Below are 16,307 nucleotides of genomic sequence, written 5' to 3' on the forward strand. Positions count from 1 at the left end.
GGGGGGGGGAAGGCGCAGGTAGATCAGTCGGCGGTCCTCTTGCGTGGCCGGCCGCGCCGCACCGCCTTCTTGATCGGGGCTTTCGGACGCGAAGTGGTGTGCGGCGGTTCGTCCTCCTCCTCTTCGTCCTCGTCTTCGCCTTCGTCCTCGTCCTTGCTCTCGTCCCTCTCGCTCTCCTCTTCGTCCGCATCCGAATCTTCTTCCGAACTCTCGGAAGGGGTGTCGCTCCAGCTGAATTCGATTTCGATCTCGACTTCGTCTCCGTCCACCTCGATCTCGAGTTCCCATCGGAGCCGGTCGGGGACATCGACCGAAATCGAGCCTCCGTCCGAGTCCAGGTCCACTTCGGATCCCGTCGCCAGGGCGCGTCCGAGTGCAATCAACCGCTCGGAAACCTGTTTGCGGGAGAGTTGAGATTTCTGCTTGATTTCCAGCTTCGGCACAGCGACTCCTGACCTCGGTGCAGTATGCATCTACGGTATCTGCCCCGGTGGGGGTAGGTGTTGTGAACGAGACGTCTCGGCGACGAGTTCGTGCAGTGGGAAAGATCGAATTCGCCGGGTATCCCGACGTGCTCGCCGCAACCGCTTCCGGGCGCGGGTAGCGACCATGCGCCCAGGGCAAAACAATCACGATTGCTTGCTTTGAGGGCGATGACATGTGACGCTGACCGCATGATGGAGTTGCCGCGACTATCGAGTCGGACATATTCGTCGCCGACAGGGCGTCCGGTCCAGGAGGGGACCGCGTGAGCAATCCTGTGCGTATCGGCAATTGCTCCGGCTTCTACGGCGATCGTCTGTCTGCGATGCGCGAGATGCTCGAAGGCGGGGAACTCGACTATCTGACCGGTGACTACCTTGCCGAACTCACGATGCTCATCCTCGGTCGTGACCGTCTGAAGGATCCGGGTCTCGGCTACGCCAAGACGTTCCTGCGGCAGGCCGAGGACTGTATGGGCCTCGCCCTCGACAAGGGGGTGCGGATCGTCGCGAACGCCGGTGGGCTCAATCCCGCAGGCCTGGCCGCGGCGCTACGCACGGTTGCGGATCGGCTCGGCCTGTCACCGCGCATCGCCCACGTCGAGGGCGACGATCTCGTCGCCCGCATCGACGAGTTCGGTTTCGCCGCCGACCCCCGCCCGCTCACCGCCAACGCCTATCTCGGTGCGTGGGGCATCGCCCGGTGTCTCGAGGCCGGAGCCGACATCGTCGTGACCGGGCGCGTGACCGACGCGTCCGTGATCGTCGGTCCCGCCGCCGCTCACTTCGGCTGGGCACCCGATGACTTCGATGCACTTGCAGGTGCCGTCGTCGCCGGGCACGTCATCGAATGCGGTACCCAGGCCACCGGCGGAAACTACGCATTCTTCACCGAACTCGACGATCTCGTCCGCCCCGGATTTCCCATCGCCGAGATCGAGGCCGATGGAGCGGCCACCATCACCAAACACCCGGGCACCGGAGGAGCCGTGACCGTCGGCACGGTCACCGCGCAACTGCTGTACGAGGTGGCGGGCGGACGGTACGCGAACCCCGACGTCACCGCGCGCATCGACACCGCCCGGCTGAGCCTGCACGCACCCGATCGTGTCCGCATCACAGGAGTGAGGGGCGAGCCGCCCCCGCCGACGCTGAAGGTGTGCCTCAACGCGCTCGCCGGGTTCTACAACGAGGTCGTCTTCGTCCTGACCGGATTGGACATCGACGCGAAGGCGCACTTGGTGCGATCGCAGATGGAATCGAACCTGCCCAGGCGGCCTGCCGAACTCGAGTGGATCCTCGCTCGCACCGATCATGCCGATGCCGATACGGAGGAGACCGCGAGTGCGCTGCTGCGCTGTACTGCACGTGATCCCGATCCGGACGTCGTCGGACGCGCCTTCACCTCCACGGCGGTCGAATTCGCCCTCGCCGGATATCCCGGTTTCTTCGTCACCGCTCCGCCCGGTCCGGGCACCGCCTACGGTGTCTACACGGCCGAGTACGTCGAGGCGACACGCGTGCCGCATGTCGCGGTGCTGCCCGACGGCACCCGCCTCGACATTCCGGTCGCGGCGGTCACCCGTGTCCTCGAGCCGTTGCCGGACCCGGGTGTGCCCGCGCCGTTGCCGCCCGGACCGACTCGCCGCGTTCCGCTCGGCACGCTCGCCGGGGCCCGCAGCGGCGACAAGGGCGGTGATGCCAATATCGGAGTATGGGTCCGATCCGACGACGAATGGCGTTGGCTCGCACATTTCCTCACCGTCGACGCTGTGAAGGATCTGCTTCCCGAAATCGAGCCCCTGTCCGTCACGCGGCATCTGCTCCCGAACCTGCGGGCCGTGAACTTCGTGATCGAGGGCATCCTCGGCCGTGGCGTCGCTTCGCGCAACCGATTCGACCCGCAGGCCAAGGGACTCGGTGAATGGTTGCGCGCCCGATACCTCGACATTCCCACCGTCCTCCTGGAGAAGCGCACGTGAGCATATTGATCTCGACCCTCGACCGCGGTTCCACGGAATACGGCGCGGCCGCCGACACGATGCGCGCTCGCCTGGCCGACCTCGACGCCGAACACGCCAAGGCCCTCGCCGGCGGTGGTGAGAAGTACGTCCGCCGACACCACGATCGAGGCAAGTTGCTCGCGCGGGAGCGCATCGAATTGCTCCTCGACCGCGACTCGCCGTTTCTCGAACTGTCGCCGCTCGCCGCCTGGGGCACCGACTTTCCCGTCGGCGGCAGTGTCGTCACAGGTATCGGCGTGGTCGAAGGCGTCGAATGTGTCATCGTGGCCAACGACCCCACCGTGCGCGGCGGCACCAGCAATCCGTGGACGTTGCGTAAGACCTTGCGTGCCGACGACATCGCCCTGCAGAACCGGATGCCGCTGATATCCCTCGTCGAATCGGGCGGTGCGGATCTGCCCACGCAGAAGGAGGTGTTCATCCCCGGCGGACGGCTCTTCCGTGATCTGACCCGGTTGTCGGCGGCGGGCATCCCCACCATCGCGCTGGTGTTCGGCAATTCGACCGCCGGCGGCGCATACATTCCCGGCATGTCCGACCACGTGGTGATGATCGAGAACCGGTCGAAGGTATTCCTCGCCGGACCGCCTCTGGTGAAGATGGCCACCGGTGAGGAATCCGACGACGAGTCGCTCGGCGGTGCCGAAATGCACGCGCGTATCTCGGGTCTGGCCGACCACTTCGCCGTCGACGAACAGGACGCGGTGCGCCTCGGGCGCAGCATCGTGCGGCGTCTCAACCACCGCAAGGCCGGTCCGGCGCCCCGTACCGGGGTACGCGAACCCCGGTACGACTCCGAGGAGTTGCTCGGGATCGTCCCCGAGGATCTCCGGCAGCCCTTCGATCCGCGAGAAGTCATCGCCCGTATCGTCGACGATTCCGACTTCGACGAGTTCAAACCGCTGTACGGGTCCTCGCTCGTGACCGGTTGGGCACAGGTGCACGGCTATCCGATCGGGATTCTCGCCAACGCACGCGGTGTGTTGTTCAACGAGGAATCGCAGAAGGCAACACAGTTCATCCAACTCGCCAACCGCGCCGACACCCCGTTGTTGTTCCTGCACAACACCACCGGGTACATGGTGGGCCGGGAGTACGAGGAACGCGGCATGATCAAACACGGGGCGATGATGATCAACGCGGTCGCCAATTCCACGGTGCCGCATATCTCCGTTCTGCTCGGTGCGTCCTACGGCGCCGGCCACTACGGCATGTGCGGGCGGGCATTCGATCCGCGGTTCCTGTTCGCGTGGCCCAGCGCCAAATCCGCGGTCATGGGCGGTGCCCAGCTGGCCGGGGTCGTTTCCCTCGTCGGACGCGCGGCCGCGCAGGCGCGTGGACAGGATTTCGACGAAGCCGCCGACGAGGCGATGCGCGCGGCCGTCGAGAACCAGATCGAAGCCGAATCGCTGCCGATGTTCCTGTCCGGTCGTCTCTACGACGACGGCATCATCGACCCACGCGATACCCGTACTGTGCTGGGACTGTGCCTATCGGCTGTTGCCACCGCCCCGATCAGCGGCGCCGAATCCTTCGGCGTCTTCCGGATGTGAGGTTCCCGTGACCGAATCGACCATCACCACCGTGCTCGTGGCGAATCGCGGGGAGATCGCCCGCCGCGTGTTCGCCTCGTGCCGCCGGGCCGGTCTCGGCGCGATCGCCGTGTTCTCCGATGCCGACGCGAACAGTCCGCACGTGCGCGATGCCGATGCCGCTGTGCGACTTCCGGGAGTCTCTCCCGCCGAGACCTACCTCGACGGGAAGAAGATCGTCGCGGCTGCACTGGCCGCGGGTGCCGACGCGGTTCACCCGGGCTACGGATTCTTGTCCGAGAACGCCGGATTCGCACGTGCGGTGCTCGAGGCGGGGCTGATCTGGATCGGACCACGCCCGGAGTCGATCGAACGGATGGGCTCGAAGGTCGAAGCCAAGAAGATCATGGCCGACGCGGGTGTCCCCGTTCTCGCCGAACTCGACCCCGCCGACATCACCGACGCCGACCTCCCGGTGCTCGTCAAGGCGTCCGCAGGCGGCGGAGGACGCGGAATGCGGGTGGTGCGCACGCTCGACGACCTGCCGCGGCAACTCGAGGCGGCCCGCCGGGAGGCGGCGTCGGCGTTCGGCGACCCCACGGTGTTCTGCGAGCGTTATCTCGAGAACGGACGACATATCGAGGTCCAGGTCCTCGCGGACCGGCACGGCACGGTGTGGGCGGTGGGTGAACGTGAATGCTCGATCCAACGACGCCACCAGAAGGTGATCGAGGAAGCACCGTCGCCGCTCGTCGACGCGATCGACGGGATGCGCCGGCGCCTGTTCGATGCCGCTCACCGCGCCGCACAGGCCATCGGTTACGAGGGCGCCGGCACCGTCGAGTTCCTCGCGGACCGCTCCGGGCAGTTCCACTTCCTGGAGATGAATACACGCCTGCAGGTCGAGCATCCCGTCACCGAATGTACGACCGGACTCGATCTCGTCGACCTGCAGATCCGCATCGCCGACGGCGACCGCCTCGACCCCGAACCTCCACCTGTACAAGGTCATTCCGTGGAGGCCAGGCTCTACGCCGAGGACCCGGCCCGGGACTGGCAACCGCAGTCCGGCACCCTGCACCGTTTAGCGTTGCCGCACGAGGCACGTGAGTTCGACGTGCTCCGGCAGCCCGGTGTGCGCGTCGATTCGGGTGTCGTCGCGGGAACGGAGGTCGGGGTCCACTACGACGCGATGCTCGCCAAGGTCATCTCGTACGCGCCGACCCGCGACCACGCGGTGCGTCTGCTGGCGTCGACGTTGGCACGCACCGAGATTCACGGCATCGTCACCAACCGCGATCTCCTCGTCGCGGTGCTGCGACATCCCGCCTTCGGTGCGGGAGAGACCGACACCGCCTTCTTCGACACCCACGGACTCGCGGAACTGTCGGCCCCGCTCGCCTCCCCGCACGCGGAAGCGGTGTCCGCGATCGCAGCCGCTCTGGCGGAGTCGGCCGGCAACCGCGCTGCCGCCACGGTGAATAGGGGCCTGCCCTCGGGATGGCGGAATCTGCCCTCCCAGCCGCAGCTCACGCGTTTCACCGGCGTGCACGGCGACCACGAGGTGCGCTACCGGATCACGCGTGACGGGGCATACGTCGACGGCCGTGGCGACCTCCGTGTCGTCGAGTTCGCACCGGAGCGGGTGGTCCTGGACGTCGACGGTGTCCGCCGGCATGTCGCGGTGACGCGGTACGGCGACGCGGTGCACGTCGATTCGTCGCTCGGACCGGTGCGCCTGACCGCCGTCCCGCGCTTCGTCGACCCCACGGCCCGGATAGCCGCCGGATCACTGCTCGCACCCATGCCGGGATCGGTGATCCGGCTCGGTGCTGCCGTCGGCGATGCGGTCGAAGCGGGCCGGCCGCTCGTGTGGCTCGACGCGATGAAGATGGAGCACACCGTCACCGCACCCGCCGCCGGCACCCTCACGGCACTTGGGGTTGAGGTCGGAGATCAGGTCGCCGTCGGTACCGTCCTCGCCGTGGTCACGCCGCACGACGACGCGCCGTCCGACAGTCCCGGCCCGGAAGGCAGACCATGAGCGTTATTCAGGAGCCGTCATGACCGAACCGAACCCCGTGGTGGTGCACTACGACGTCGACCACGGCGTCGCGACACTGACCTTCGACTCCCCGCACAACCGCAACGCCCTGTCCGCCTCGCTGCTGACACAACTGAGCCACGGACTCGATGCCGCGGCCACCGACCCTGATATCCGCGCGGTCGTCCTCACCCACACCGGTGGAACATTCTGTGCCGGAGCAGATCTGAGTGGATCCTCCGGATCTGCGCAGGAGGCGGCTTCCGCCCGCACCCGGGACATGACCGCGTTGCTGCGGCAGATCCTGGAACTGCCCAAACCGGTCCTCGCTCGTATCGACGGGCACGTCCGCGCCGGTGGTATGGGCCTGATCGGAGCCTGCGACATCGTCGTGGCCGGCCCCGAGTCGACGTTCGCCCTCACGGAAGCACGGCTCGGTCTGGCCGCCTCGATCATCTCCTTGACCGTACTTCCACGACTGTCCTCGCGTGCGGCAGCACGGTACTTCCTGACCGGCGAACGGTTCGGCCCGGAGGAGGCGTGCTCCGAGGGTCTCGTCACCGTCTCGACAGGGGATACCGGAACTGCCGTCGCGGAACTGCTCGCGGAGATCCGTGCATGCTCACCGCAGGGTCTGGCCGAATCGAAACGTCTCGTCACAGAGCGGATCCTCGCGGACTTCGATCGCTACGGAGACGACCTGGCAGCGCGTTCGGCCCGGTTGTTCGGTTCCGAGGAAGCGGTGGAAGGGATGACGGCGTTCCTGCAGAAGCGGTCCCCGTGGTGGGCCGACCGGTGAGAACGCGACACGCACGGGGGCCGTTCGAATTCGCGGTGGTCGGCGTGTGCGGTCCGTTGTCGCTCGATCTACGTGGGTCCCGGTGAGCGGGAATCGGCGCGTAGGACTGTGATTCGCATCATAGCGTCCGCCGCATGACCATCGTGACCAGCGCCGATCCCGTTCTCGGCGAGTTGCTCGAGAAGCAGCGCCGACAGTTCCGTGCACAACGCACCAGCACGGCCGTGCAACGACGAGAGCGGATCCAGAGCGTGATCGACATGCTCGTCGCCCGCACGGACGAGATCGTGGACGCGATCGACGCCGACTTCGGTGGACGCCATCCCGGCTATTCCACGACCAATGATGTGCTCGGTTCGCTCTCGGCCCTGAAGTACGCACGCGACCACCTCGAAGAATGGATGCGGCCGCAGCAGCGAGCCCCCTTCTCGCCGTACGACCAGCTGGGTGCGACCGCCTCGGTTCACTATCAACCCAAGGGATCGGTCGCGATCATCGGCACCTGGAACGCCCCGGTGTTCACTCTTCTCGCCCCGCTGGCCGGGGTCCTGGCCGCAGGCAATCGCGCCGTTCTCAAACCGTCCGAGATCGTGCCGCGCACATCCCGGGCACTGGCGGACGCCGCGGCGGAATTCCTGGATCCCGCCGACGTCGCGGTGGTCACCGGTGGACCGGATGTCGCGAAGGCGCTGACCTCCCTTCCGTTCGACCACATCGTGTTCACCGGCGGGGAAGCGGCCGGGCGCTCGGTGATGGCGAACGCGGCCCTCAATCTCGTACCCGTCACCCTCGAACTCGGGGGCAAGTCTCCGGTGATCGTCGGCCGTTCCGCGGACATCGCGACGGCTGCCTACCGGATCGCGGTCGGCAAGTCGATCAACAGCGGTCAGCTGTGTGTCGGTCCCGACACCGTCCACGTGCCGGCCGAGATGCTCGAATCGTTCCTCGACGTCGTGTGCGGGACCTACCGGGAACTGTTCCCGACCATCGCCGGCAATCCGGACGTCACCGCGATCGTCGACGACCGGCACGCGGCCCGCATCGACGGATATGTCCGTCAGGCACAGGAACTCGGAGCGAGGATCGTGGTGGCACCGGACGAGCCCGTCGCCATCGCCGAACGCCGCCGCCCGCTCCGCATCGTGATCGACCCGCCGGAGTCCGCAGCCGTCTCACAGGAGGAGATCTTCGGCCCGGTCATGGTCGTACGCACGTACGACGACCTCGGACAGGTGCTGGGCACGATCAATTCCGGTCGGAAGCCGCTCGCGCTCTACTACTTCGGGCAGGACGACGAGGAACGACGGTGCGTCCTCGAATGCACCACCTCGGGCGGCGTCACCATCAACGACATCGCGATGCATCCGGGCATGCTCGATGCGCCCTTCGGCGGGGTCGGGGCATCCGGGATGGGGCACTACAACGGCCTGGAGGGATTCCTCGAATTCAGTCATGCCAGAACAATTTTCGTTTCTCCCGACTACGACCCCCGGCGTGAATGGGGGACGTTGCCGCCCTACGCGGACGGTTACAGAGCCGGAATGTCCGCCCAGGTGACGCCGTGATTTCGCCGTTGCTGTCCCGTCCTTCGATGCCTTCAGGAGAAAACCGATGAGAACTCGCGGCGCGATCATCCGCAGCACGCCCGGAACCTACGAGGTGGTCGACCTCGACCTCGACGAGCCGCGCCGCGGCGAACTGACCGTCGAGATGGTGGCCGCGGGGCTGTGTCATTCCGACGACCACATCGCCGCCGGTGACCACGCGGTCGGGGTCTACCCGATCTGCGGCGGGCACGAAGGTGCCGGTGTCGTCGTGCAGGTCGGGCCGGAAACGCACGGATGGACCGTCGGAGACCATGTGGTCTTCTCGTTCCTGGCAGCGTGCGGTCGGTGCCGGTGGTGCGCGAAGGGAATGCAGAACCTGTGCGACCGCGGCGCGGCGATCATGACCGGCAGTCGTCCCGACGATCCGACGAGTTTCCGCCTGAGCCTCGAGGGAACACCGGTGGCCCAGACGTGCGGGCTGTCGACCTTCAGTCAGTACACGACGGTCAGCGTCGACTCGGCGATCAAGGTGGACAAGGATCTGCCGCTCGACAAGCTGTGCCTGCTCGGTTGCGGAGTCGGCACCGGTTGGGGTGCGGCGGTCAACTCCGCCGAGGTGTATCCGGGGCAGACCGTGATCGTCCAGGGGATCGGCGGTATCGGGATCAACGCGGTCCAGGGCGCTGCGCACGCGGGGGCAGCTCGGATCATCGCGGTCGATCCGGTGCCGTTCAAACGGGAGTCGGCATTGCGGTTCGGGGCCACCCATGCGGTCGCCGATATGACGGAAGCGACCGAGATCGCTCGGTCGTACACCAACGGGCAGGGTGCGGACTCCGCGATCGTCACGGTCGGAGTGACGACGGGTGAGCACATCGCGGAGGCATTCTCGGCGATCCGCAAAGCGGGAATCTGCGTCGTCACGGGTCTGGGCAAGATGACGGATTTCGGTATCCCCATCAGCCCGATGGAGCTGGTGCTCTACCAGAAGCGCCTGCAGGGTTCGCTGTTCGGCGCGTCGACGCCGACCGCCGACATCCCCTGGTTGATCGACCTGTACACCTCGGGCGTGCTGAAGCTCGACGAGCTCGTGACGACCACCTACAAGCTCGACGACATCGCCCAGGGATTCGTCGACATGCACGAGGGCAGGAACCTGCGCGGAGTCGTCCTGTTCTGAGCAGGGACCCATCGCCGCCGGCGCATCGGCGAAGACGCGTGGAGCCGCCCGGGTGAATGGGGTGGGCGCAATCTCCTCCCCGGCTACCGGGCGGCCTCGGCGACTCCCAGCGACAGCGCACCGAACAACTTCGGAGTCTTCTCCTCGTAGAAGGTGTCGAGTTCGCGGATGTCGAAACCCGCACCGCGGATGAGGTCGGGAATCCGTCGTGTCAGGTGGCAACCACCGGCGATCCGCTTCTGGATCGGTTCGAGCCGGTGCTGCCACCGTCGGACGCTCTCGTCCGGGGCGAGCCCGTGTTCGACGAAGTGCAGCGTGCCCCCGGGCGTGAGGACACGACGTACCTCGCGCAGGGCCGCGTCGGCATCGGGGATGGTGCACAGGGTCCAGGTCGTCAGTGCGTTGTCGAAGGTGTTGTCCTCGAACGGAAGCGATTGCCCGTCGAGACCGGATCGTTCGATGTGGACGGGTGAGTCCTCGATGCGTGATCGGGCGAGTTTCCATCCGAGATCGGCGGGTTCGACGGCGCTGACCGATTCGATCGAAGTGGGGTAGTACGGAACGTTCAGGCCCGAACCGAATCCGATCTCGAGGACGCGGCCGCTCAGTCCGGCGCACACTCGCTTCCGGTTCGCCTCGGTGAACGACGGTGCACAGGCGATGTTCACCAGTCGCGGTACGACGTGATCGTTGTAGAGGCCCATGGCAGTCCTTTCGCCTCGTGGCGTACCGATCTGCTCCGTTCCATGATGGCATCTGCGGCGCCGAACGTAACCCCCGACGCGGACTCAGCGCAGCCCGTCGCCGGGTCACTCCACTTCGGCGAGTCCGTACTCGGGTCGCCCGGCCGGGCGGTACACGGTGATGACGATGCCGGACGGAGTAGTGCGCGAGTCGACGAGATCCAACTTCGTGTCGCGACCCCCGATCGGGAACAGTCGCCGCCCCTGACCGAGGACCACGGGGAACGTGATGAGGCGGTACTCGTCCACCAGATCGTGCTCGAAGAGGGTGTGGACGAGCCCGATGCTGCCGTGGACCTGCAGTTCCCGTCCCGGCTGCTTTTTCAGTTCCGCGACCGCGTTGGGCACGTCGCCGTCGAGGACGGTCGTGTTCTGCCACTTCGGGTCGGTGAGCGTCGTGGAGGCGACGTACTTCGGGAGGGTGTCGAGTGCACGGGCGACCGGGTCGTCGGGGTCGGTCGAGTTCGGCCACGACGCAGCGAAGACGTCGTAGGTGTTCCGGCCCAGCAGGAACGCATCGACCTTCGAGAACACCTCGTCGATGAATTTGCCGGTGTCCTCGTCGAACAGTGGCACCACCCATCCGCCGCGTTCGAAGCCGTCGCTGCGGTCCTCGTCGGGACCGCCGGGCCCCTGGGCCACGCCGTCGGCCGATACGAAGGTCGTCACCGTGAGCTTCATCGTCGTCCCCTTTCGAAGGTCGTCGCCGAGTACCGACCCGGGCACCGTGAAAAATTCATCGCTTGCATCCCTCGGGCACGGAAGGTATCTGCTGGACGCAGCGTCGCGTGCCGATGACGGACTGCGTCAGGCATGGAGGCGCGGGACCACAAGGAGTTCTCCTTGAGTATTGCGTTCAACCACACCATCGTCGCGGCCGACGACAAGCAGCATTCGGCCTACTTCCTCACCACCCTGTTCGGGCTGCCCGACCCGGTGCCCGCCGGGCACTTCCTCGCCGTCGAACTCGGCAACGGTGTCACCCTCGATTTCGCCGAACCGCCACCGGACGTGGAGTATCCGCCGCAGCACTATGCATTCCTGGTGTCGGAGGAGGAATTCGACGAGATCTACGCCCGGATCCTCGAGCAGAAGATCGAACACTGGGCCGATCCTCGGCAGTCGGCGCACGGCATCAACAGAAACGACGGGGGTCGAGGAACCTACTTCCTCGACCCCGCCGGTCACTTCATGGAGATCATCACGCGCCCTTACGGTTGGCGCCCCTGAACCGTCTCGGCCGCAGCGCGTCGCCGTGCCAGCACCGTGCAGGTACCGGCGATCGCTGCGGTCAGCGCGCCGGTCGCGAGCAGTTGTGTACGAGCGGCGGGGTCGAACAGGGCGAGCACCGCGATGCCGGCGAGCAGACCGAGCGTCGCGTACGACAGGTACGGGAAGCCCCACATCTTCAGCGGCAGTGCGTCCTCGCTGCCGTTGCGGCGTGCGCGACGACGGAGCACGATGTGCGAGACCGCGACGAACGTCCACAGCACCAGGATCGTGGAGCCGACGGCGTTGAGCAGCAGCGGCAGCACCCGGTCGGGGTAGAGGTAGTTCAGTCCGACCGTGACGAAGCCGAACGCCACCGAGGCGAGCACCGCATTGCGGGGAACGCCGTTGGACGACAGTCGCCCGAAGACGGGATGCGCCGATCCGCGGTGCGACAGCGAGAAGATCATCCGGGAAGCGCTGAACAGCATCGCGTTGAGCGAGGAGAGCAGTGCGACCACGACGATCACGGTCATCACCGCGGCGGCACCCGGGACGGCCCCGGCCTCCAGCACGGCGACGAACGGACCGGTCGCGAGATCTTCGGAGGTCCACGGCAGGATCGTCACCATCACGAGCACCGACCCGATGTAGAACACGAGGATGCGCCACACCAGGGTGCGTACCGCGCGGCCCACGTTGCGACGGGGATCGGCGGTCTCCGCGGCGGCGATCGCGATGATCTCGGTGCCACCGAACGCGAACACCACGATGAGCAGGCCGGCGGCGATACCGGCGATACCGGTGGGAGCGAACCCGCCGTGGGCCGTGAGATTCGCGAAGCCGGTCGTCTCGAAGGTGGGCATCCACCCGGCGATCATCGCGACACCGATCACCAGGAACCCGAGGATCGCGACGATCTTGATTGCGGCGAACCAGAATTCGACCTCACCGAAGCGGCGCACGCCGACGAGGTTCACGCCCGTCAGCACGACCATGTAGAACAGCGCGGACGCCCACTGCGGGATGCCGGGCAGTGCCACCGCGGTGATCGCGGCGGCACCGGTGGCCTCCGCGGCGATCACGATGATCACCTGCACCCAGTACAGCCAGCCGATTGTGCGCCCCGCGACGGGACCGAGCGCGTTCTCGGTGTGCTCGGAGAACGCACCGCTGGCGGGGTTGGCCGCGGCCATCTCGCCCATCATGCGCATCACGAACACGACGAGAACGGCCGCGACCAGGAACGAGATCAGGATCGCCGGGCCGGCGACGGCGATACCCGCCCCCGACCCGACGAACAGGCCGGCCCCGATGGCGCCGCCGAGGCTCATCATGACGAGCTGGCGGGGCCGCATGGCGCGATGCAGGCCCGCGATGCTCTGGGCACCCGTCGTGGTCCCTGCGGGGCCCTGGGCACCCGTCGTCGTCGCCGTAGCCAGGGTGTCAGTCATCGATGCGCTCCCCGGCCGGGACCAGCTGATCGAGTGCGATCTCGAAGGCCGTCGCGGCGAGTCCGGTGAGCTCGGTCGAGCGGTCGTGGCACCGGCGCAGGGCCGTCTCGATGGTGGTGGACACATCGCCGAAGATCGCGGCGTCGGAGACCTCCACGTCGCCTTCCATGAGCTGGGCGAAGGCCCGGGCCATTCCGCAGTTGGCGATGAAGTCGGGAATCACGGCGACGGACTTGTCGGCGTGCTCGTAGGTAGGGCCGTAGAAGATCTCGTCGTCGGCGAACGGGACGTTGGCGCCGGAGGCGATCGTCTCGAGTCCCGCAGCGACCATGCGGTCGACCTGTTCGCGGGTGACGAGCCGGCTTGCGGCGCACGGCAGGAAGATCTCGGCTCCGAGATCCCAGATGCGGGCGTTCACCTCGTCGAAGGGGAGCATCCGGTCGCTGCGCAGGGCGTTGCCGTCGCGCTCGAGCAGCAGGATGCGGATCTCGTCGAAGGAGAGTCCTTCGGGTTCGAGGATGCCGCCGTCGCGGTCGATGATGCCCACGATCGACGCGCCGGCCTGAGCGAGATAGTAGGCAGCGGCGGCGCCGACATTGCCCCAGCCCTGCACCACCACGCGCTTGCCCGCGAGGTCGCTGCCCCGGTAGACGAGCTGATGGTGACGGACCGACTCGGCCACACCGTAGCCGGTGATCAGATCGGCGACAGTGTATTTCGTGCTGGTGGCGGGAGTGAACCGCGCGTCCTCGACGACCTTCGCGACGCCGAGCCGCAGCTGGCCCACCCGTTGGATGCGCTGGCGCTCGTCCTTGCCGAAGTGCCCGTTGACGACACCTTCCTGCGGGTGCCACAGGCCGTTGGCCTCGGTGAGCGGAACGACCTCGTTCATCTCGTCGACGTTGAGGTCGCCACCGGTGCCGTAGTAGGCCCGCAGCAGGGGAGTGACTGCCGCGAACCAGCGGCGCAGCACGCCCTCCTTGCGGGGGTCGGACGGATCGAAATCGATACCGGACTTGGCACCACCGATCGCGGGTCCGGAGACGGTGAACTTGATCTCCATGGTCTTCGCCAGCGACTCCACCTCGCGCCGGTCGAGGCCGCGGCGCATGCGGGTGCCGCCACCGGCCGCACCGCCCCGCAGCGAGTTGATGACGACCCAGCCCCGGGCGGTGGTCTCGGTGTCGTGCCACTCGAAGACGATCTCAGGGGCTTTTTCTTCGAATCGGGTCAGCAGGTTCTTCATGGCGAACGACTGTGACGGCAGTAACAAATGCTGCGCAACTGTGGCTCGGTCAACTGTGCAGCGTGCGGAGGGTCCGGACGCCCGAAGCACTTTTTTCTGTGCAATCCGGCTAGCCGGAACGAGATTGTGGCGGTGATCGGCTCACCGCCGGTAGGCCGGTGCTTTCGCGGATCGTTCGGGCTGGAGGGTGCGGAGCAGCGGCATCGCCCGGTAGTGCACGACCTCCGAGAGCACCATGACGCTCGTCGACCGCGCGACGATCGATGAGCGGTTCAGTTCGATGAGGGTTTGCTGGAGACCGAGATGCGATTCGGCCCCGATGCGGCACAGAACGTCGCCCGCGCCGGTGGTGGCGAACGCTTCGAGCACACCCGGGATGCGTTCGAGGACCTCGGTGACGTCTTCGAGAGCGCCCTGCACGATCTCCATCGTCACGAATGCCTGCACGTCGAAACCTGCTGCGGCGAGGTTGATCCGGGGTTCGTAGCCGGCGATCACCCCGGTGTCCTCGAGGCGTCGCAGGCGTGCCGAGACGGTGGCGCGCGCGACCTTCAGGCGACGGGACAGCTCGAGCGCGCCGACCTTCGGGTCGGCATGCAGGGCCTCGAGGAGAGCGAAATCCAATTCGTCCAGCTGTACGGGCTCGCGCATTGCGCTTCCTTCCCCTCGAGCGCCGAAAACTAGCCTGATTGTATAGGTGAGCACAAGGATTCCGACGAATTCGAGTCAGTCGGACCAGTTGTCGAAGGCGACGTTGCGTCCCACCACCGGGTGGGTTTCTCCTGGTGACACACGACACAACGACTGTGCCGCAGTGAGCGGCAGGAGGTTGCAGCCATGACTCTGGAATACACCCTGACCGACAGCGAACGCCTCGCTCAGCTCGACGCCGAGGAGCTCCGGCGCCTCGTCGGTCTCGTGGAGTACGACAGTGAGCGGGATCCGTTCCCGGTGAGCGGCTGGGACGCTGTGGTGTGGGTGGTCGGCAACGCTACGCAGACGGCGCACTACTTCCAGTCGGCCTACGGTATGGAACTCGTCGCCTATTCCGGACCCACCACCGGCAACCGCGACCATCACGCCTACGTACTGCGCAGCGGCGCCGTGCGATTCGTGATCAAGGGTGCGGTGGATCCGGACAGCCCGCTGATCGAGCACCATCGCCTCCACGGTGACGGCGTGGTCGACATCGCGCTCCAGGTCCCGGATGTCGACAAGTGCATCGAGCACGCCCGGCGCCAGGGGGCGACCGTCCTCGAGGAGCCCTACGAGATCAGTGACGAGAACGGCACGGTCCGCATCGGCGCCATCGCGACGTACGGCGACACCCGGCACACGCTCGTCGACCGGTCGCGCTACAACGGTCCGTATCTGCCCGGCTACGTCGAGCGCACCTCGACCTACCGCAAGCGTCAGGGTGCGCCCAAGCGGATCTTCCAGGCGCTCGATCACGTCGTCGGCAACGTCGAACTCGGGCACATGGACGAGTGGGTCGACTTCTACAACCGCGTCATGGGTTTCACGAACATGGCGGAGTTCATCGGCGACGACATCGCGACCGATTACTCGGCGCTCATGAGCAAGGTGGTGTGCAACGGCAACCACCGCGTGAAGTTCCCGCTCAACGAGCCCGCCATCGCGAAGAAGCGTTCGCAGATCGACGAATATCTCGATTTCTACCGCGGACCGGGCGCACAGCATCTCGCCTTGGCCACCAACGACATCCTCACCGCGGTCGATTCGCTGCGCGAGGAGGGCGTGGAGTTCCTCGCGACTCCCGATGCGTACTACGACGATCCGGAGCTGCGCGCTCGTATCGGTGAGGTCCGGGTGCCGATCGAGGAGCTGAAGAAGCGGGGCATCCTGGTGGACCGCGACGAGGACGGCTACCTGCTGCAGATCTTCACCAAGCCCGTCGGCGACCGTCCGACCGTGTTCTTCGAGCTGATCGAGCGGCACGGTTCGCTCGGCTTCGGCAAGGGCAACTTCAAGGCGCTGTTCGAGGCGATCGAGCGGGAGCAGGCCGCGCGCGGCAACTTCTGAGTCC

General features: G+C 66.6%; 14 protein-coding genes. 8 read left to right on the plus strand and 6 right to left on the minus strand.

What is annotated here, in order from left to right:
• Positions 1 to 23: 23 nt before the first annotated feature.
• On the minus strand, positions 24 to 443 hold the full coding sequence (locus A8G18_RS13485) for an amphi-Trp domain-containing protein (protein WP_064064274.1): 420 nt from the start codon (positions 441 to 443) through the stop codon (positions 24 to 26).
• A 365-nt stretch (positions 444 to 808) separates the two neighbouring features.
• Here A8G18_RS13485 and A8G18_RS13490 point away from each other — a divergent pair, with 365 nt between their 5' ends.
• The 6 genes from A8G18_RS13490 to A8G18_RS13515 all read left to right on the plus strand — a co-directional run bounded on the left by A8G18_RS13490 (position 809) and on the right by A8G18_RS13515 (position 9,608).
• Positions 809 to 2,464 (plus strand): acyclic terpene utilization AtuA family protein, encoded by a 1,656-nt coding sequence (locus A8G18_RS13490; RefSeq protein ID WP_245207879.1) that lies wholly within the window; start codon positions 809 to 811, stop codon positions 2,462 to 2,464.
• Positions 2,461 to 4,059, plus strand: coding sequence for an acyl-CoA carboxylase subunit beta (locus A8G18_RS13495; protein WP_064064276.1), 1,599 nt, complete (start codon positions 2,461 to 2,463; stop codon positions 4,057 to 4,059). The genes A8G18_RS13490 and A8G18_RS13495 overlap by 4 nt, the downstream gene beginning before the upstream one ends.
• 7 nt (positions 4,060 to 4,066) lie before the next feature.
• Positions 4,067 to 6,082 carry an acetyl/propionyl/methylcrotonyl-CoA carboxylase subunit alpha gene (locus A8G18_RS13500; RefSeq protein WP_064064277.1) on the plus strand — a complete coding sequence of 672 codons (2,016 nt, stop codon included), beginning with the start codon at positions 4,067 to 4,069 and terminating at the stop codon, positions 6,080 to 6,082.
• Between the two features lie 19 nt (positions 6,083 to 6,101).
• Entirely contained in the window at positions 6,102 to 6,881 is a 780-nt protein-coding gene (locus tag A8G18_RS13505; protein WP_064064278.1) for an enoyl-CoA hydratase family protein, read from the plus strand.
• Positions 6,882 to 7,015: 134 nt separating this feature from the next.
• The gene (locus A8G18_RS13510; protein WP_064064279.1) at positions 7,016 to 8,446 is read left to right on the plus strand and encodes an aldehyde dehydrogenase family protein; all 1,431 of its coding nucleotides are present in this window, start codon (positions 7,016 to 7,018) and stop codon (positions 8,444 to 8,446) included.
• A gap of 46 nt (positions 8,447 to 8,492) precedes the next feature.
• Positions 8,493 to 9,608 carry an NDMA-dependent alcohol dehydrogenase gene (locus A8G18_RS13515; RefSeq protein WP_064064280.1) on the plus strand — a complete coding sequence of 372 codons (1,116 nt, stop codon included), beginning with the start codon at positions 8,493 to 8,495 and terminating at the stop codon, positions 9,606 to 9,608.
• An 83-nt stretch (positions 9,609 to 9,691) separates the two neighbouring features.
• Here the strand turns inward: A8G18_RS13515 and A8G18_RS13520 are convergent, their stop codons facing one another.
• Together A8G18_RS13520 and A8G18_RS13525 are read right to left on the minus strand one after the other, a co-directional pair.
• Positions 9,692 to 10,312, minus strand: a complete 621-nt coding sequence (locus A8G18_RS13520) for a class I SAM-dependent methyltransferase (RefSeq protein ID WP_064064281.1) — start codon at positions 10,310 to 10,312, stop codon at positions 9,692 to 9,694.
• A 105-nt stretch (positions 10,313 to 10,417) separates the two neighbouring features.
• Entirely contained in the window at positions 10,418 to 11,032 is a 615-nt protein-coding gene (locus A8G18_RS13525; RefSeq protein ID WP_064064282.1) for a dihydrofolate reductase family protein, read from the minus strand.
• Positions 11,033 to 11,164: 132 nt separating this feature from the next.
• On the opposite strand from A8G18_RS13525, the gene A8G18_RS13530 reads away from it, so the two are divergent.
• Positions 11,165 to 11,581: a VOC family protein gene (locus A8G18_RS13530; protein WP_064064283.1), complete on the plus strand. Its 417-nt coding sequence runs from the start codon at positions 11,165 to 11,167 to the stop codon at positions 11,579 to 11,581.
• Here the strand turns inward: A8G18_RS13530 and A8G18_RS13535 are convergent.
• The 3 genes from A8G18_RS13535 to A8G18_RS13545 form a co-directional block, all read right to left on the minus strand.
• On the minus strand, positions 11,563 to 13,014 hold the full coding sequence (locus A8G18_RS13535) for an amino acid permease (RefSeq protein WP_064064284.1): 1,452 nt from the start codon (positions 13,012 to 13,014) through the stop codon (positions 11,563 to 11,565). The two genes, A8G18_RS13530 and A8G18_RS13535, sit on opposite strands and share 19 nt — an antisense overlap.
• Positions 13,007 to 14,260 carry a Glu/Leu/Phe/Val dehydrogenase dimerization domain-containing protein gene (locus A8G18_RS13540; protein WP_064064285.1) on the minus strand — a complete coding sequence of 418 codons (1,254 nt, stop codon included), beginning with the start codon at positions 14,258 to 14,260 and terminating at the stop codon, positions 13,007 to 13,009. Before A8G18_RS13540 ends, A8G18_RS13535 begins: the two co-directional genes overlap by 8 nt.
• Positions 14,261 to 14,401: 141 nt before the next feature.
• Positions 14,402 to 14,911, minus strand: a complete 510-nt coding sequence (locus A8G18_RS13545) for an Lrp/AsnC family transcriptional regulator (RefSeq protein ID WP_016932974.1) — start codon at positions 14,909 to 14,911, stop codon at positions 14,402 to 14,404.
• Between the two features lie 186 nt (positions 14,912 to 15,097).
• Between A8G18_RS13545 and hppD the strand changes: the two genes are divergently transcribed.
• On the plus strand, positions 15,098 to 16,303 hold the full coding sequence (gene hppD / locus A8G18_RS13550) for a 4-hydroxyphenylpyruvate dioxygenase (RefSeq protein WP_064064286.1): 1,206 nt from the start codon (positions 15,098 to 15,100) through the stop codon (positions 16,301 to 16,303).
• Positions 16,304 to 16,307 lie beyond the last annotated feature (4 nt).

The sequence above is a fragment of the Rhodococcus gordoniae genome, assembly GCF_001646655.1.
Lineage (GTDB): Bacteria > Actinomycetota > Actinomycetes > Mycobacteriales > Mycobacteriaceae > Rhodococcus > Rhodococcus gordoniae.

What these genes read in the sequence shown, in the direction of transcription:
- A8G18_RS13540 (WP_064064285.1), bottom strand. Translation starts at nt 14,260, where the DNA reads ATGAAGAACCTGCTGACCCGATTCGAAGAAAAAGCCCCTGAGATCGTC.
- A8G18_RS13490 (WP_245207879.1), top strand. Translation starts at nt 809, where the DNA reads ATGCGCGAGATGCTCGAAGGCGGGGAACTCGACTATCTGACCGGTGAC.
- A8G18_RS13530 (WP_064064283.1), top strand. Translation starts at nt 11,165, where the DNA reads ATGGAGGCGCGGGACCACAAGGAGTTCTCCTTGAGTATTGCGTTCAAC.
- A8G18_RS13525 (WP_064064282.1), bottom strand. Translation starts at nt 11,032, where the DNA reads ATGAAGCTCACGGTGACGACCTTCGTATCGGCCGACGGCGTGGCCCAG.
- A8G18_RS13545 (WP_016932974.1), bottom strand. Translation starts at nt 14,911, where the DNA reads ATGCGCGAGCCCGTACAGCTGGACGAATTGGATTTCGCTCTCCTCGAG.
- A8G18_RS13535 (WP_064064284.1), bottom strand. Translation starts at nt 13,014, where the DNA reads ATGACTGACACCCTGGCTACGGCGACGACGACGGGTGCCCAGGGCCCC.
- A8G18_RS13510 (WP_064064279.1), top strand. Translation starts at nt 7,016, where the DNA reads ATGACCATCGTGACCAGCGCCGATCCCGTTCTCGGCGAGTTGCTCGAG.
- hppD (WP_064064286.1), top strand. Translation starts at nt 15,098, where the DNA reads ATGACTCTGGAATACACCCTGACCGACAGCGAACGCCTCGCTCAGCTC.
- A8G18_RS13515 (WP_064064280.1), top strand. Translation starts at nt 8,493, where the DNA reads ATGAGAACTCGCGGCGCGATCATCCGCAGCACGCCCGGAACCTACGAG.
- A8G18_RS13520 (WP_064064281.1), bottom strand. Translation starts at nt 10,312, where the DNA reads ATGGGCCTCTACAACGATCACGTCGTACCGCGACTGGTGAACATCGCC.
- A8G18_RS13505 (WP_064064278.1), top strand. Translation starts at nt 6,102, where the DNA reads ATGACCGAACCGAACCCCGTGGTGGTGCACTACGACGTCGACCACGGC.